Source organism: Actinomadura madurae (assembly GCF_047130825.1).
In the GTDB taxonomy this organism is placed as follows: Bacteria; Actinomycetota; Actinomycetes; order Streptosporangiales; family Streptosporangiaceae; genus Spirillospora; species Spirillospora madurae.
The window spans coordinates 3,893,768-3,909,528 of sequence record NZ_CP083237.1; the positions used below are offsets into that span (position 1 = coordinate 3,893,768).

The following is a 15,761-nucleotide window of genomic DNA, read 5'->3' on the forward strand; positions in this document are numbered from 1 at the left end:
GACCGAACCATCGGACTCCGCGGACTCAGTCCTCATGCACGATGAGCCCACGGATGCTGCGCCCTTCCAGCATGTCCGCGAAGCCCTCGTTGATGTCCTCGAGCGAGTACCGCCGAGTGACCAGGTCGTCGAGCTCGAGCTTGCCCTGCCGGGCCATGCCCAGCAACCTCGGGATGTCGACCGACGGGTTACACGAGCCGTACAGGGTGCCGACGATGCGCTTCTCGAACAGCGTCAGCATCGACCCGGACAGTTGGATCGTGTTCTCCGAGTAGTCGTTCGCGAGGCCGACAAGGACGATGGAGCCGCCCTTGCGGGCCAGTTGGAACGCCTCGCTCACGATCTGGCTGTCGACGACGCCCGCCGTGACCACGCAGATGTCGATACCCACCCCATGGGTGTGCTCCCACAGATCCGCGTGCGCCTCGGCCGCGGTGGCGTAGACGAGGTCGGCACCGGACGCCTTGGCGAAGTCCCGCTTCGTCTCCATCGGGTCGATCACCGCGACGAGCGACGCGCCACCGGCGACGGCGGCCCGGACCGTGTTGATCCCGATCCCGCCGGCGCCGTAGACCGCCACCGTGTCGCCCGAGCGGAGGTTGCCCGCGTTCACCACGGCGCCCCACCCGGTGGCGACACCGCAGCTGACGAGCGAAGCCCATTCGAGGGGAATGTCGTGGTCGACCTTGACGAGCGACCGCTCGTCGACCACCGCGTAGTTCGAGAACGTGCCGAGCCCGCCCCCGCCGGGGATGCCGACTCCGTCGAGCCGGTACCGGTAACCGCCGTTGACCAGTTCCCCGCTCAGGATCTTCGCGCCCAGGTCGCACAGATTGCCGCGCCCGCTGGCGCACCACCGGCAGACACCACAGGCGGGAATGAACGACATCGCGACGTGGTCACCGACGGCGACCCGCTTGACGCCCTCCCCCAGCTTTTCGACGATACCCGCGCCCTCGTGCCCGCCCACGATCGGCATCGGCACGGTGCCCCACTTCGAGTGGTTGTCGGAGTGGCAGATCCCGGCGAACTTCATCCGTACCAGCACTTCGCCGGCCAGCGGCTCGTCGACCTCGATGTCGACCACTTCGTGGTCCTGGTGCTTGCGCCGGAGAATCGCTGCCCTGGCTTTCATACCTCTCCCTACCCAATGCCCGGCGCGGGTCGCCCCGCCGGCGTTCACGTGTTCTTCGCCGCTCGGTCGCGCGACGCCGGCCCGTTGACCGGCCGCCGGGCTACGGGACCGGGCTGCTCTGTTCGGACAGCGGCGGCTCGACCTCTCGAACCGGGGCCGGCCGCTCAAGCCCCAGCGTGTCCCGGAGCGTTGTCCCTTCGTACTCGGTCCGGAAGATCCCGCGGTCCTGCAACTCGGGCACCAGCAGGTCGCAGATCCGGTCCAGTCCTTCGGGCATGTACGGCGGCGTGATGGTGAACCCGTCGCACGCCCGCCGGTCATACCATTCCTGCATCTGGTCGGCGATACCGCTCGCGGTACCCCGCAACAGCTGATGGCTCGCCGACTTGGTCCGGGTCCGGATCAGCTGACGCAGCGTCGGCTTCTCCTCGGTGATGATCCGGTACATGTTCCGATACCGGCTGGCATTGAGCATCGTGCTGGCCGCCGCCTCCTCAACAGTGGGCAGACGCTCCACCGGAATCGGCTCATCGAGATCAAGACCGGTCAGGTCGGCACCGACAAGCTGGAAACTCAGATCGGCCAGACCGACATCCACGGTGATCAGATCGGCGAGCATCTCGGCGATCTCGTCGGCCTCCGCCTGGGTCTCACCCACCACCGGGATCAGCCCCGGCAACACCGTGACCGCCTCCGGCGAACGCCCGAACTCGGCGACACGCCCCTTGAGCTTCGTATAGAACGACACAGCGCCCTCGATATCGCTCTGCGCGGCGAAGACCACCTCGGCGTTACGGGCGGCGAACGCGACACCCTCCTCCGACTGCCCCGCCTGAACGATGACAGGACGGCCCTGCGGCGACCGCGGCATCGTCAACGCATCATGAACCTTGAAGCGGGCACCCTCGAACCGCGGATGGTGGATCTTGCTCTGATCGGCCCACACACCAGCATCCCGGTCAAGAACGACCGCATCGTCATCCCACGCGTCCCACAACAACCGCGTCACATCAAAAAACTCCTGCGCCTGCGCATACCGCTCCGCCTTCACAGGCATCGCCGCATTGAAATTCTGCGCACCGCTGTAAGACGTCACCACATTCCACCCGACCCGCCCCTTCGACAGAAAGTCGAGCTGCGCCATCATCCGCGCGGTGTTATACGGCTCGGTGAAAGTAGTCGACACGGTCGCGATGAGACCCACATTCCGGGTCACCGCACTCAACGCACCCAGCGTCGTCAAAGGCTCATAAGGACACAGGTCAGGATTCACCGGGTCATCATCGAACGAGGCCTTGTCCGAAATGAAGATCGCATCGAACTTCGCCTCCTCCGCCCGCCGCGCCGAGTACGCCGCCATATCCAAACCCAGCAGGTCCTCGACCCCACTACCCACCCGCCGCCAGCTGTGCGTGAAACGACCGACCGGATTGAAGAACAACACCAAACTCAGCCGACCCTCGCGGTGGTCCATCGCCCTCCTTGCTCCCTGGACCGGACGGCACGCGCCCAGACCACGCTCCATAAGTCCATCAGAACCGGAGCGCAGCCTTTTGTCCAATGCATCTCGACGGCGTTCCTATGCGTCGAACGCATCAGCTTTTGCCTGCTCCCGCCTGGCCCGGGGGGAGGGCGAATTCCTCCCCGAACCGGCGGACGGTGTCCTCGGCGGCGCCGGGATCGTCGCCGCATATGACCATGACCACCCGGTCCACGCCACGGGCCTCCAGCGCGGCCACGTCGTCCTGGATACGCGCCGTGTCCCAGCCACGGCGGATATCCAGCATTCCCCAGCGCCCGCTGATCGACACCTCCACGCCGTCCGCGGGACGGCCTTCCTTCTGGGTCAGCTCGCGTAGCTTTTCGATACGTCGCGCGAGCTCGTCGATGCCGTCGATCGGTGCGGTTCGCATCGTCTCGGCAAGCCGGCCGGTGGCGAGCACGCCCATCCACCCGTCCGCGTACCGGGCGGCGCGTTCCAGGCCGAACCGGCTGTTGCCGTGGATCCACAGCGGGGGCCCGGGCCCCTGCGCCGGGCTGGGTTGCACCCGGTTCTCCTTGGCCTCGAAGCCCTTGCCCTGGTAGGTGACATCCCCGTCCGACCAAGCGGCGCGCACGACCTCGACCGCCTCGTCGAACGCTTCGTGCCGGGTGGTGAAATCGACGCCCAGCGCGCGGAACTCGCCGCGCAGGTACCCGGTACCCACGCCGACGATCAGCCGCCCGCCGCTGAGCGCGTCCAGGCTCGCGGTCTGGTGCGCGGTGAGCATCGGATTACGGTAGGGCAGCACGAGAACCCAGGTGAGCAGCCTGATCCTCGACGTGACCGCGGCACAGAACCCGAGCGCCGAGAACGGATCCACACTGCCCTCGCCACCGGAGCGCACCCACTTGCCGGACGGCGCCGGGTGATCGGTGAACCCGAGTGCCCCGTACCCGGACTCCTCGGCTGCGCGCGCGAACCTGGTCATCGCCGCCGGCGAGAGAACCGCGGGCGTCCATCGCGGATCAGCCACCGCATGTTGAACGTCGAACTTCACGTCCACGCCTCCCACTCCGCAGAAGAAGACACATCGGCGCCGCGGACGACGGGCTTCCCCAGCGGGCTCACCCGGCGGTCTTCGCCCAGGCGGAGGCCAGGTCGTCGACCGTCACCACCTTGGCGAGCATCGCGATGGTGTGCCGCAGCATTTGTTCGCCGTACTCGGCGGGTGTGCCGGCGACGGCGTCGCGCGGCACGACCACGCGGAATCCGCCGTGCATCGCTTCGCCGGCGGTCAGGGGCAGCGCCACGTTGAGCGACACCCCGGCCAGCACCAGGGTGCGGATCTGCCGTCCGCGCAGCACCGGCAGCAGTTCGGTCCCCCACGCCGGGTTGAACCCGTGGTGCCGTGCCAGCACGAGATCTTCGGGGTCGAACAGCTCCGGCAGGACCTGGGTGGCCCGATGTCCCGGCCCCCAGGCCGCGGAATGCGGCCGGGTCACCCGCGACAGCGGCGCCGTCCCGTGATCGGTGGCGCCCAGGGTCCCCTCGAACGTCGCGTGCACGACGAGCACGCCCGCCTCGCGGGCCACTTTCAGCAGCCTGCCGAGGCCCGCGACCAGGTCCTGCGCATCACCGGCCAGCGCAGGCAGTATCGAGTCCGGGCCGATCACCCCGTTCTGGCATTCGACGCAGACCACGGCTGTGGTCTGCGGCTCGACCAGCTCTGGCAACGGAACCTTGGTTGACGCCATTTCGTGCATCCCTTCTGAGACGTTCCTGATGTGTCGGGATCACTTGCCGCCGCTGACCGCCCAGACCTGGCCGGTGACGAACGAGGCGGCGTCGGACAGCAGGAAGCCGACGGTGGCGGCGATGTCCTCGGGCTCGCCTATCCTGCCGATCGGAATGCCGCGGAGCAGCTGCTGCACGGTGGCCTCGTCCACGGTGTCCATGCGCGGGGTGCGGATGAACCCCGGGGACACGGCGTTGATCCTGATCTTCTCCCTGGCGAAGGCCAGTGCGGCACTCGCGGTGAGCGAGTTCAGGGCGGCCTTCGACGCGCCGTAGGCGATCATTTCGGGCTCGGCATGGGCCCCGGCCTGGGAGGAGATGTTGACGATCGCTCCCCCACCCGCCGCGACCATGTCCTCGCGGACCAGCCACATCAGCTGGAAGACCGCGTCCACGTTGGTCGTGAAGATCGCCCGCCAGCTGCGCGGCGTGATGTCGGCCGGGCGCTGGCGCTTGGTGTAGGCCGCGTTGTTGACCAGCAGGGTGATCGGACCGAGCTCGGCCCGGATCCGCTCGACGGTGGCGACGTTGGCGGACTCGTCGCCGACGTCCGTCTGCACCAGCAGTGCCCGCCTGCCCATCTTCCGCACGAGCGCCGCGGTCTCCTCGGCGGCGGGGGTGTCGCTGCGGTAGCTGATGGCGACGTCCGCCCCACGCCGGCCGAGCTCGAGCGAGATGGCACGCCCGATCCCCTTGCCGCCGCCGGTGACCAGCGCCGTGCGCCCCGCGAACTCTTCGCCTGTTTCGTTCTCGCTCACCGTGCCTCCAGTCCCGCGTCGGCGGCGAACCGCTCGATCGCCTCCATCGCCTGCCTGCTGCGGGTCCATGGCGTCACCACGAGCCGGTCGACGCCGGCGGCGGCATACGACTCCACGAGCTCATGGTCGTAGCCCTTGCCCCACCCCATGATCGCGGTGACCTCGAACGGCAGGTCGGCACGACCGTGCTCGGCTCGCATCGCGTGCACGGCGGCGAGGATCCGCCGGATCTCGTCGGGGGACTCGAGGCTGCCGTACCAGCCGTCACCATCGCGGGCGGCACGGCGCAGTGCCGCCGGGGCCCGACCGCCGATCAGCAGCGGCGGCCGGGGCTTCTGGACCGGTTTGGGCTCGAAGCCGACTTCGGGCATCGAGTAGAACTCGCCCGCGAAGCTCAGGGTCTCCTCGCTGAACAGCCTGTCGAGGAGCATGATCATCTCATCGGTCCGCCTGCCGCGGTTGCCGAATTCCCGCCCGGTCGCGTCGAACTCCTCGCGCATCCAGCCCACGCCGATGCCCAGCGACAACCTGCCGCCGGAGAGCACGTCAACGGTGGTGATCGCGCGGGCCAGGGTGGCCGGGTCGTGCAGCGGCATGACCAGCACCCCGGTACCCAGCCGCACCCGGCTGGTGATCCCGGCGAGGAAGGTCAGCGTGGCCAGCGGATCCAGGAACCGGGAGTTCCAGGCGAACGGCGGCTTGCTCGTCCGGCCCGGATAGCTGTGCTGCAGCACGGTCGGCGTGACGACGTGCTCGCCGCTCCACAGCGACTCGAAGCCGAGCTCTTCGGCGCGGATCGCGACCTTGCTCAACTCTCCAGGATGGACAGGGACGGTGTTCAGGCCGAACTGCACGAGCGGCTCCTCCGTGACGTGGGCTCTGGCACGAGCGGCTCAGCCTGTGAACGACGCCCGGCCGGCGGCCGCGGCGACGGCGCGGAACGCGTCGAGGTTCTCCACATGCCGGTCATGGGTCAGCTGGTCGCCGTAGCGGAACACGACGCCGGTGAGCCCGCAGTCCAGCCAGGGCGCCACCCGGTTCCGGATGCGCCGCACCGGCCCGACCAGCCAGCCGTCGTCGATGTACTCGTCGGGCACGGCGTCGAGTGCACGCTGCCAGTACGGCTCGTCCAGCATCGGGCGGCCCTCCAGGTGGCGAGCCCTGGGATCGTCGGCCGCGCCGGCCTCGGTCGCCTCGGCGATGATCGCGCCCAGGGTGGCGGAGAGATCGGGGTAGCCGCGGGCCGCCATGAACTGGTGCTGCATCTGCGACCAGGTCACGACGTATTCCTTGAACGGCCGCATCGCCTCGCGGACATCGTCGTGCACGTTCATGTCGACGTGGCCCCAGATCTCGAAATCCTTCAGGCTCCGCCCATCACCCGCCCGCTCGAACCCCTTCTGCAGCAACGGTTCCATCAGCGGCATGATCCCCGGCGCCCAGGAGGCCGGCATCCAGCCGTCGCCGATCTCGGCGGCGAGGGTCGTCATCTGCGGGCCGGCGGCGCCGACCATCACCGGGATCTCGCCGAGGGGTACGAGCCCGATCGCGGAGGGCTCCGCGCCCCGCGCGCCGGGCCCCTGGTAGGGAGCCGACCATTCCTTGCCCTGGTGGTCGGCCTTCTCACCGGCGAGGAGCTGCCGCATGATCGTCACGAAGTCGCGCATCCGGGACACCGGCCGCCCCCATGGCCTGCCCTGCATCCCTTCCGCGGTGGGCACCGAACCGGTGCCGAGTCCGGCGATGACCCGGCCGCCGCCGGTCAGGTGGTTGAGCGTCTGAAAGGCCATGGCGGCCATCGCCGGTGCACGCCCGGTGACCTCCGTGATCCGGGTCCCGATCTTCAGGCGGCTCGTCTGTGCCGCGATGTAGCCCAGCTCGACAAGCTCCTCGCAGCCGTAGCCGCCCGCGGTGAACACCGCATCGAACCCCAGCTCCTCGGACAGCCGGATCCGCTCCATCGGGATTTCCAGACGGTGGTCCTGCCAGCGGACCTCCGTGGCGATCTCGACCATGACACCTCCAGGATTTGCCGGTCATGTCCGGCGCGGGGGAGCCCGTGCGGCCGCGCCTGTGCGCAAACGCCGTTTTCCTCGTGTGGAGTCTCACGTCGGGATTGCGGCGTGTCAAGGATTCAGGACACCCAATTTTGGAGACGCCTCACGGTAACTCCCTGCAGGAATTCGTGAGCCGAGCCCGCCTGGCCAGCGGATCAGCGGCCTATACGGGAGCATGAATAGCACTCAAGGACGAGCTCGTTCGTTGTCAGACGCGCCGGAAGACAGCGCTGGCCACGCTGATCACCCGATCGTCCTTGCCCTCGTCGCGCAGTGTGAGCTGGGTGGCCATGCGCTCTGTACCGCCGTCGACGATCTCGGCCTCCGCCCGGAACGGGCCCACCACGCCGGGCCGGATCATCATCACCGTCCAGCTCTCCACCTGCACAGACTCCGTGCCCGCATGATCGGCCACCCGTTCCATCGCGGCCGCCTCGAGCACCACATTGATCGGTCCCAGATGAAGAGCGGCATGCGGCGAGGCCAGCTCCCGCTTCATCACCGGAAGCCGCCACACCCCGTCCTCGCCACGTTCAGCGCCGAACGCGACCGGCAACGGAGGAAGCACCCGATCCGAGACGTCGATCGGCGGGTTGGTCACCTTCTCGTACCCGTCGGGCACGTCACCGAGACTGACACCCGTCCCACACGACACCGCGATGACCCGCCCGTGGTCAGCGGCATCGACGATCTTCGACCTGCTGAAGCCCATCGTGCGGCCGAGATGCACCACCTCACGCATCACGTCGACCTGCGTGACGTCACGGGCGCTGTCGAGGATCTCGTAGCTCATCACCACAGGAGCCGGAATGACCTGGTCATCCCGCCAATAGGGCTCCGGCGCGGCGATGCACAACGGCGCGGCCATGATCCCGCCCGACGAGGTACGCATATCGGGACGCAACGGCATCGTCTCCCGCTCGACGCCCGCGTCGAGACCCGGGCTCCGCTTCCCCAGATACCGATACGTCAGCAGCGCCGTCCACGCCTTCTCGAACTGGTCCCAATGCTCCTCGGGCGAAACCCTACGGATGTCCTCGACCACGTCGTCACTCCTCTCCGCGGGCGCCAATGCCCCTCACTCTTCGCGCCGGTCAGCTGCCAGGCCAGGCGGGCGGTCGCTTCTCGAAGAAGGCGGTCACACCTTCCTTCATGTCGTCGGAGGCAAGGACGACCTCCACCGCGGCCGCGGTGGCCTCCCAGCCCCGCGCCTCGTCGTCGGCGATCAGGTCTTGCTGTCGCGTCAGGATCTGCGCCACGGAGGTCGGCGCGGACCGGCAGATCCGCTCGGCCAGTTCGACCGCCCTGCCGACCGCCTGGCCCGGCTCGACCAGTTCGTTGACCAGTCCCAGCTCGAAAGCCCGCAGCGGCAAGAGGCTCTCGCCGGTGAGCATCAGCTGGTTCGCGATCATTCGCGGCAGTGCCCGAGGCGCCCGGAAAAGACCGCCCGAGGTCGGCATGACCCCGCGAAGGCCTTCCGGCAGCCCGAACCGCGCGGTGCTCGACGCCACGACGAGGTCGCAGGCGAGGACGATCTCGAATCCGCCACCGAGCGCGGCGCCCTCCACGGCGGCGATGAGCGGTTTGCTCCGTCGTCGGCGGATCACCCCGTACTCGCCGCCCCGCTCCGTGCGGGCGTCGCGCCCGTCCTTCAGGTCGGTGCCCGCGGAGAAGATGCTGTCCGTGCCGGTGATGACACCGACCCGGAGCCCGGGATCGTCTTCGAGCGCGTTCAGCGCGGCGTCGATGGCCAGCGCGGTCTCCCGGTCAATCGCGTTGCGCTTCTTCTCCCGCTGAATGCGCAGAATGACGACGCGGCCGCGCCGTTCGGTGACGAGTGCGGGCTCCACCGCGCTGTCCTTTCTGTCATGGCCCGTGGGCGCTCAGGATGTGGCCAGGTATTCGCGCCGCAGCCGGTCGACGAGCTCCGCCACGGAAGGGATGTCGTCGATGAGCCCGACGCCGTGGCCGCCGCTCCACACGTCACGCCACCCCTTGACGTCTTCGGGAATGGCCGGCTGGAACAGCCCCTTCGGCACCGGCAGCGCCGCGGGATCAAGGCCCGCGCCCACGATCGAGCCGCGGAGGAAGTTGGCCTGCAGACCGGTGATCGCATCGGTGGCGATGACGTCCTCGGTGCCCTGTGACACGAGTAGCTCCTTGTACGCCGTCGGCACACCGCACTCCTGGGTGGCGATGAACCGGGTCCCCATGTAGGCGTAGTCGGCCCCCAGGGCCTGCGCGGCCCTGATGCCCCGGCCGTCGCTGACGGCGCCGGCCAGCGCCAGGGGGCCGTCGAAGAACCGGCGGATCTGCGGCACAAGAGCGAAAGGGCTGGCCGTGCCGGTGTGCCCGCCCGCTCCCCCGCACAGGGCGATGAGGCCGTCGGCTCCGGCGTCGACCGCCTTGCGGGCCAGTTCCACGGACGGGACGTCGTGGATCAGCACCCCGCCGTAGCCGTGCACGGTCTCCGCGATCCGGCGGGGACTGCCGTTCATGGAGATCACGAGCGGCACCTCGTGCTCGCGGATGACCTCCATGTCGTGGTCGTAGCGTTCTTCCAGGGGCGCCCGGCGGACCGCGACGTTGACGGCGAAGGGCGCGACCGTGCGCCGTGGATCGGCCCGGCGCGCTTCGTCCAGCCGCGCGGTGATCTCGTCCATCCACCTCTCGAAGTCCCCGGCCGTCCGCGCGTTCAGATGGTTGAACGTCCCGACGACGCCCGCGGTGCAGGCGGCGACGACGAGATCGGGGTCCGAGACGAGGAACATCGGAGCGCAGAAGACAGGCACCCGGAGATGGTTCAACAGGGGCAACGCGGCCATCTGTGGGTCCGTTCTCGCCCTCTCAGGCGTGCTGGGTGTTCTTCTCGCTCACCATCGCGATGAGGTCGCGGCGCAGGATCTTCCCGGTGGCGGTGGTGGGCAACTCTCCCAGGAACACGATCTCGCCGGGGGTCTTCGACCCGCGCAACCGCGCCCGGGCGAACTCGCGCAGCTCGTCCGCACTCGTCTCGTGGCCGTCGCGCAGCACCACGAACGCGGCGATGCGCTGCCCCCACTCGAGGTCCGGGACGCCCGCGACGGCGCACTCGAGCACCGCTTCGTGGCGGCTGAGCACCTCCTCGATCTCAGCGGGCGCGATGTTCTCCCCGCCCCGGATGATCGTGTCGTCGGCGCGGCCCCGCACGAAGAGGAAGCCCGCCTCGTCGAGGTAGCCGCGATCGCGCGTGGCGAACCAGCCGTCGGCGTCGACGAGGCTGCCCGCCTCCAGGTACTCCCCCGCGACCTGCGGACCGCGCACGACGATGTCCCCGACCTCACCGGGCGCCGCGGGGCGGCCGTCCAGGTCGCGCACCTCGATTTCCACCGACGGCAGCGCACGGCCCACCGAACCGAGCCGGGAGCGCACCGCGGGGTCGTCACTGGCCCAGGCCTCGCGGTGGTCCTCGGGGCTGAGCACCGCGATCGAGGACGCGGTCTCGGTGAGGCCGTAGGCGTTGACGAACCCGGTGGCGGGGAAGAACGTCAGGGCCTCCGAAAGCACCTCACCGGCGATCTTCGCACCACCGTAGGACAGCGACCGAAGGCTCGCGGGCGCGGCCCGCCCACGGTCGCGGAGCTCGGCGACGATGCGCACGAGCATGGTCGGCACGACCATCGCGTGCGTGATCCGCTGCTCCTCCACCGTGTCGAGCCACCCGGCGGCCGTGAATTCGTCGAGGTAGACCACCCGGCGCCCGGAGTAGAGGTTGGACAGCGCGTTCGCCACCGCGGCGACGTGGTACGGCGGCACGCAGACGAGCGTCGCGTCGGTCTCGGGCACCGACGCGTACTCGACCGTCCCGAAGATGTAGGAGGCGAGGTGCCGGTGTCGCAGCACGGCACTCTTGGGAGCGGCCGTTGTACCGCTGGTCATCAGCAGCACCGCGACGGCATCGGGGTCGAGGTCGTCGGTGGCCGGCGCCTCGGCGGCGGGCAGTGCCAGGAACTCGCTCGTGCTGATCGTGTTCAGCCCCGGCGCCCGCTCCGGGCTGTCCGTGACGACCAGCGGGGCGTCCTGCCGGGCGAGAATGTCGCCGAGCGCTTCGGCGCTCAGCCGGTAGTTCACCGGCAGGAACGGGACACCGGCCAGCGTCGCGGCGAACATCGCCACGGGGAAGGCGGGCCCGTTGCCGCCGAGGAAGACCAGGCGGTCGACGCCCTCCGTCGCGAGGCGGCCGGCACCCGCGATCGCCCTCTCCCGTATCGCGGCTCCGGTCAGGCCCTCGGTCCGGTCTCCGAGGAGGACCCGGTCCGCCATCCCTTCCGCGACCATGTCGAGGATCATCGCCAGGTTCATCGGCATCTCCCGAGCAGCGTTTTACCACATTAATCAGTAATATATATGTACTGTATCTTGATCGGGTCGTACCGCTCAGCCGGCGGCGGGCCGGAAGCGGGGCACGGTGACCTCGTCGTCGATGTCGTCCCAGGCGAGCTGGACGCGTGAGCCGACGCGCACGGCGTCCACATCGGACTCGACGATGTTCGCGATCATGCGGACGCCCGGCGCGTCGTCGAACTCCAGCACCGCGATCACGTAGGGCACGCTGCCGGCCAGGGCCGGTACGACGGCGTGCCGCACGACCGTGTACGTGTACACGGTGCCGACGCCGGAGATCTCGACCTGCTCGACCTCCTGACGGCGGCAGACGTGGCAGAACGGGCCGGGCGGGAAGCGGAACGTGTCGCAGTTGGTGCACTTGGGGATGGTGAGCCGGTGCTCACGGGTGGCGAGCCAGAACGGCTCGGTCCACGCGTCGGGGTGGATGTCGGCGAAGTCGGCGGGCAGAGCGTCCGCGGGTCGGGGCATGGTCGTCACTTTCTGAGGATGAGCGCGCTGACCGGGGTGGGCGCGGGGCCGCCGGTGACGAGGGCGAACTCGGCGTCCTCGACCTGGTTCACCGCTTCACCGCGCAGTTGTTCGGCCGCTTCCTTCACGTGCGTCATGCCGATGATGTACGCCTCGGAGAGGTTGCCGCCGTGGGTGTTGACCGGGATCGACCCCGTCTTCCACCGGATCGCGCCGCTCTCCACGAACGGCCCGCCCTCTCCGATTCCACAGAACCCGTAGTCCTCGAGCTGCATCACCACCATCGGGGTGAAGTGGTCGTAGAGCAACGCCACGTCGATGTCGGCCGCGGTGACCCCCGCGCGCGCGTAGACGTCCCTGGCCACCGTCCGGTGCCCGGACGAGGCGAAGTACTCATCCGGCATGCCCATCCACGTGATGGCCTGCCCCCATCGGCCCGCGGACCCGTTCGCGGCGCCGGCCACATAGACCGGCGGCTTGCGCAGGTCCCGCGCGCGGTCGGCCGCGGTGGTGATGACCGCGACCGCGCCGTCGTTCTCCTGTGTGTAGTCGTACAGGCACAACGGATCCGAGATCATCCGCGCGCTCATATAGTCGTCCAGCGTGATCCGATCGCGGAACCGCGCGGTCGGCCGGTTGATCGCGTTCTCGCGGGTGCTGATCGCGACCTCGGCGAACGCCTCGCGACGCGTGCCGTAGCGGTGCATGTGCCGCCGGGCCAGCAGCGAGAACATCTGCCCGGGCGCGAACAGGCCATGGGGCGCGACGAAGTCCATCTCGGGGCTGACCGGGCGGGAGTAGGTCCCGCCCCCCTTGCCCGCGAACGCGGCGCCGAACCGCGCCCCGGTCACCTGCTGCAACGTCATCAGCGACACGACCACATTCGCGTGGCCCGAGGTGATGGCCGCCGCCGCGAGCCCGACGCTGCCCGCCGCGCCGCCGCCACCACCGGTGAGCGTCCCGGTGAACCTGACCTCCGGGATCCCCAGCGTCTGCGCGATCAACGCGGTATCGGAACCGCCCGAGTAGTAGGCGAACCCGTCGACGTCCTCGACCGACAGCCCGGCATCCTCACACGCGGCGAGGATGGCCTTGCACGCCATCTCGATCTTCGTCTGGGGCAGGGACGCCCCGCGCTTGTAGTACGGCGTCGACCCGATGCCGACCACCGCCGTCTCATCCTTCAGGAACATACCCCAACGAACTCCCGTCACCATCCAGCGTCGGCGCGGCCGCCTCCGACAGTGGTATCAGGCGTATCCTGCGATGTAAAGTATTAATCTAACTATATAGCCCGCCGCAGGCCGCGGCCGTTGACACCATCAAGCTCACGCCGGGCAGGTCATCGAGGACTTCCTGCTCCTGAGCCACACCCACGTGCCAATGGCGGAACGACACCACGGCACCCCTCGTCGTGGACCCCGGCTCGATCGGCGAGACTCGGGAGCACGGATCGGCGATGGTCTCCTACGCCGTCCTCGACACGGCCCGCGAAAAGGTGGGAGTCAGCCCGCGGCCCGGCGCGCCGAGGACTTGCGCGTGGTCGCCGCCTTGGCCCGCCCCGCCGTCCCGCTCCGGGCGGCGGAGGGGCGGCGAGCCGAAGCGGCCCGGCCGCCCTTCCTCTCGGCGAGGAGCACCTCGAACCCCGCGATCAGCCCGGCGATGCCGAACTCGAAGTCCTCGTCGCTCGTCCCGGAGATCGCGTGCTGGTCGATCAGCTGGTTGAGTACCGGCATGTCAGACCAGTCGGTCATTTTCCGCTGCCGCGCCGGGTCGACGGTGGGCGCGTTGGCCAGTCGCAGCACGCGGTCGTGGATGATCGAGCCCCGCGTGTACACCCCGATCGCGCTGTGCACCTTGAGCGCGTCGGCCGGGGTGAACCCGTCCGCGACGAGCTTCGCCACCACGGACTCGATGATCTGCATGGTCTTCTTCGCGGCGTCGCGGCTGTAGGTCGACGTGCGCATGAACATCAGGTCCGAGAGGACCTCGTCCTCCCGGTGGATGTCCCGCAGCGCCGTGAAGTGCTCGATCAGCACGTGCTGCCACGTGTCGTCCGCGCGGACCTCGGGCGTCAGCCGGGCGTACTTGTCCACCGCGATGTCGGTCATCGCGTTGAGCAGTTCTTCCTTCTTGCGGAAGTACCAGTAGATGCTCGTGACACCGACATCGAGGTGCTTGGCGAGGATGGGCATGCTCAGCTCGTCGACCGAAGTGCTCCGCGCGATCTCGAACGCGCCCGCGAGAATATCCTCGGCGTTGATCGAGCCACGCTGACGCCGCTTCCGCGGTCCAGCACTGTCAGCCTTCGGCACACCGTCTCCCTGTCACCTGTGCACTCGCCCGAAACCTCCGGGCAGCATACCAGTCTGACCTCCGCGCCCGGCCGCACCGCACGCGATCCAGTACTCATTGCCGAGCCCGATACCGGAGCACCCAACGGGACAGCTTGCACGGGAACGCAACCTTGCATACCACTATACAGTAAGGCATACCGAAACATCGCATAGCGAGGTTCTCCGGACGCACCCGTCCACTGACCATCGAGGTCACGTCAACAGGCTTACAGTTATGGTTACCGTAGTATTGTCAACGATTCGGTTCGCCCGGGACGATCAGGCCGGGGCACGGCGACAGGAGCGGCGACGACGATGCGGTTCGTATTCCAGTACCCCGAGACACGCGGCGTCGACGCGGACATGCTGGACGCCGGCCCCATTCCGGAGGTGGCCGCGGCCGCGGAACGGTTCGGGTTCGACGGATTCTCCACGACCGAGCACCCCATCCCGGGGAACCGGTGGCTCAACACGGGCGGGCACCAGAGCCTCGACCCGTTCGTCGCGCTGAGCTTCGCCGCCGCCGCCACCGAGCGGATTCGGCTGCTGACCTACCTCGCGGTGGCGCCGTACCGGAACCCGTTCCTGCTCGCCAAGTCCGCCGCAACGCTGGACAAGCTCTCGGGCGGCCGGATGATCCTCGGCCTCGGCACCGGTTACCAGAAGAGCGAGTTCTACGCGCTCGGGGTCGACATGGACGAGCGCAACGCGCTGTTCGACGAGGCGCTGGAAGCGCTTCCCCTGCACTGGGCCGGTGAACCGTTCAGCTATCAAGGGCGGCACTTCAGCGCCCGGGAGGTGATCGCACGGCCGCGGCCGGTCCAGAACCCGATCCCGATCTGGGTGGGCGGCAACTCGAAACTGAGCCGCCGTCGCGTCGCGCTGCACGCGCAGGGGTGGATGCCCATGGGTGGCAGCGCCCAGCTGGCCGCCACCACCCGGACAGCCGTTCTCGAGGGAGTGCCCGAACTCGCGAGGGCCATCCGTGATCTCCGTGAAGCGGCGGCGGCGGCCGGCCGTACCGAGGAGATCGACGTCCTCCACCCCTATCACGCACCAGGACTGAAGAGTCCGGACGCCGACGCCGACCGCCATCGCGAATCTCTCGCCGAGATCGAGAAGGCCGGCGTGACCTGGGTGACGGTCAGCTGCCCCACCGCGGAGCGCTCCGCAACGCTCGAGTTCATCGAGGCCTTCGGCTCCACCTACCTGTCGTGACGGAGGAGGATGGCGGGACCTCCGCGCCCTCGGGCCGGCTCGCCGGACGACGGCTCCGACCGCCGGATACCGCGCTGCGCTGACCGCCCAGATCGCGGCGGCGAGAATGCTATTCTCGGTCGACCA

The 15,761-nt window shown here is 68.9% G+C and carries 15 protein-coding genes; 1 reads left to right on the plus strand and 14 read right to left on the minus strand.

The window, feature by feature from the left end:
• Positions 1-25: 25 nt before the first annotated feature.
• The 14 genes from K8Z49_RS17560 to K8Z49_RS17625 all read right to left on the minus strand — a co-directional run bounded on the left by K8Z49_RS17560 (position 26) and on the right by K8Z49_RS17625 (position 14,396).
• Positions 26-1,135, minus strand: coding sequence for an NDMA-dependent alcohol dehydrogenase (locus K8Z49_RS17560; RefSeq protein WP_412519773.1), 1,110 nt, complete (start codon positions 1,133-1,135; stop codon positions 26-28).
• Positions 1,136-1,235: 100 nt separating this feature from the next.
• Positions 1,236-2,609, minus strand: a complete 1,374-nt coding sequence (locus tag K8Z49_RS17565; RefSeq protein WP_021591939.1) for an NtaA/DmoA family FMN-dependent monooxygenase — start codon at positions 2,607-2,609, stop codon at positions 1,236-1,238.
• Between the two features lie 121 nt (positions 2,610-2,730).
• Positions 2,731-3,681: an LLM class F420-dependent oxidoreductase gene (locus K8Z49_RS17570; protein ID WP_200871688.1), complete on the minus strand. Its 951-nt coding sequence runs from the start codon at positions 3,679-3,681 to the stop codon at positions 2,731-2,733.
• A gap of 61 nt (positions 3,682-3,742) precedes the next feature.
• Positions 3,743-4,372, minus strand: coding sequence for a cysteine hydrolase (locus K8Z49_RS17575; protein WP_075023091.1), 630 nt, complete (start codon positions 4,370-4,372; stop codon positions 3,743-3,745).
• Positions 4,373-4,411: 39 nt separating this feature from the next.
• A complete protein-coding gene (locus K8Z49_RS17580) occupies positions 4,412-5,170 on the minus strand; it encodes an SDR family NAD(P)-dependent oxidoreductase (RefSeq protein WP_021591942.1) in 759 nt (252 codons plus the stop codon).
• On the minus strand, positions 5,167-6,024 hold the full coding sequence (locus K8Z49_RS17585; protein WP_021591943.1) for a TIGR03619 family F420-dependent LLM class oxidoreductase: 858 nt from the start codon (positions 6,022-6,024) through the stop codon (positions 5,167-5,169). The genes K8Z49_RS17580 and K8Z49_RS17585 overlap by 4 nt, the downstream gene beginning before the upstream one ends.
• Positions 6,025-6,063: 39 nt before the next feature.
• Positions 6,064-7,185, minus strand: coding sequence for an LLM class flavin-dependent oxidoreductase (locus tag K8Z49_RS17590; protein WP_075023089.1), 1,122 nt, complete (start codon positions 7,183-7,185; stop codon positions 6,064-6,066).
• A 250-nt stretch (positions 7,186-7,435) separates the two neighbouring features.
• A complete protein-coding gene (locus K8Z49_RS17595; protein WP_075023088.1) occupies positions 7,436-8,272 on the minus strand; it encodes a hypothetical protein in 837 nt (278 codons plus the stop codon).
• Between the two features lie 49 nt (positions 8,273-8,321).
• Positions 8,322-9,077 (minus strand): enoyl-CoA hydratase-related protein, encoded by a 756-nt coding sequence (locus K8Z49_RS17600; protein WP_021591946.1) that lies wholly within the window; start codon positions 9,075-9,077, stop codon positions 8,322-8,324.
• A gap of 33 nt (positions 9,078-9,110) precedes the next feature.
• Positions 9,111-10,019: an NAD(P)H-dependent flavin oxidoreductase gene (locus tag K8Z49_RS17605; protein WP_412519777.1), complete on the minus strand. Its 909-nt coding sequence runs from the start codon at positions 10,017-10,019 to the stop codon at positions 9,111-9,113.
• Between the two features lie 55 nt (positions 10,020-10,074).
• Positions 10,075-11,568 carry a class I adenylate-forming enzyme family protein gene (locus K8Z49_RS17610; protein ID WP_412519779.1) on the minus strand — a complete coding sequence of 498 codons (1,494 nt, stop codon included), beginning with the start codon at positions 11,566-11,568 and terminating at the stop codon, positions 10,075-10,077.
• Between the two features lie 75 nt (positions 11,569-11,643).
• Entirely contained in the window at positions 11,644-12,081 is a 438-nt protein-coding gene (locus K8Z49_RS17615; protein ID WP_021591949.1) for a Zn-ribbon domain-containing OB-fold protein, read from the minus strand.
• A 5-nt stretch (positions 12,082-12,086) separates the two neighbouring features.
• Entirely contained in the window at positions 12,087-13,274 is a 1,188-nt protein-coding gene (locus K8Z49_RS17620) for a thiolase C-terminal domain-containing protein (RefSeq protein ID WP_412519782.1), read from the minus strand.
• Between the two features lie 312 nt (positions 13,275-13,586).
• Entirely contained in the window at positions 13,587-14,396 is an 810-nt protein-coding gene (locus K8Z49_RS17625) for a TetR/AcrR family transcriptional regulator (RefSeq protein WP_075023083.1), read from the minus strand.
• A 384-nt stretch (positions 14,397-14,780) separates the two neighbouring features.
• Here K8Z49_RS17625 and K8Z49_RS17630 point away from each other — a divergent pair, with 384 nt between their 5' ends.
• The gene (locus K8Z49_RS17630; protein WP_412519784.1) at positions 14,781-15,635 is read left to right on the plus strand and encodes an LLM class F420-dependent oxidoreductase; all 855 of its coding nucleotides are present in this window, start codon (positions 14,781-14,783) and stop codon (positions 15,633-15,635) included.
• Positions 15,636-15,761 lie beyond the last annotated feature (126 nt).

Coding starts and splice junctions, on each gene's coding strand:
- K8Z49_RS17560 (WP_412519773.1), bottom strand. CDS start 1,135: ATGAAAGCCAGGGCAGCGATTCTCCGGCGCAAGCACCAGGACCACGAA.
- K8Z49_RS17565 (WP_021591939.1), bottom strand. CDS start 2,609: ATGGACCACCGCGAGGGTCGGCTGAGTTTGGTGTTGTTCTTCAATCCG.
- K8Z49_RS17575 (WP_075023091.1), bottom strand. CDS start 4,372: ATGGCGTCAACCAAGGTTCCGTTGCCAGAGCTGGTCGAGCCGCAGACC.
- K8Z49_RS17590 (WP_075023089.1), bottom strand. CDS start 7,185: ATGGTCGAGATCGCCACGGAGGTCCGCTGGCAGGACCACCGTCTGGAA.
- K8Z49_RS17610 (WP_412519779.1), bottom strand. CDS start 11,568: ATGAACCTGGCGATGATCCTCGACATGGTCGCGGAAGGGATGGCGGAC.
- K8Z49_RS17615 (WP_021591949.1), bottom strand. CDS start 12,081: ATGCCCCGACCCGCGGACGCTCTGCCCGCCGACTTCGCCGACATCCAC.
- K8Z49_RS17620 (WP_412519782.1), bottom strand. CDS start 13,274: ATGTTCCTGAAGGATGAGACGGCGGTGGTCGGCATCGGGTCGACGCCG.
- K8Z49_RS17630 (WP_412519784.1), top strand. CDS start 14,781: ATGCTGGACGCCGGCCCCATTCCGGAGGTGGCCGCGGCCGCGGAACGG.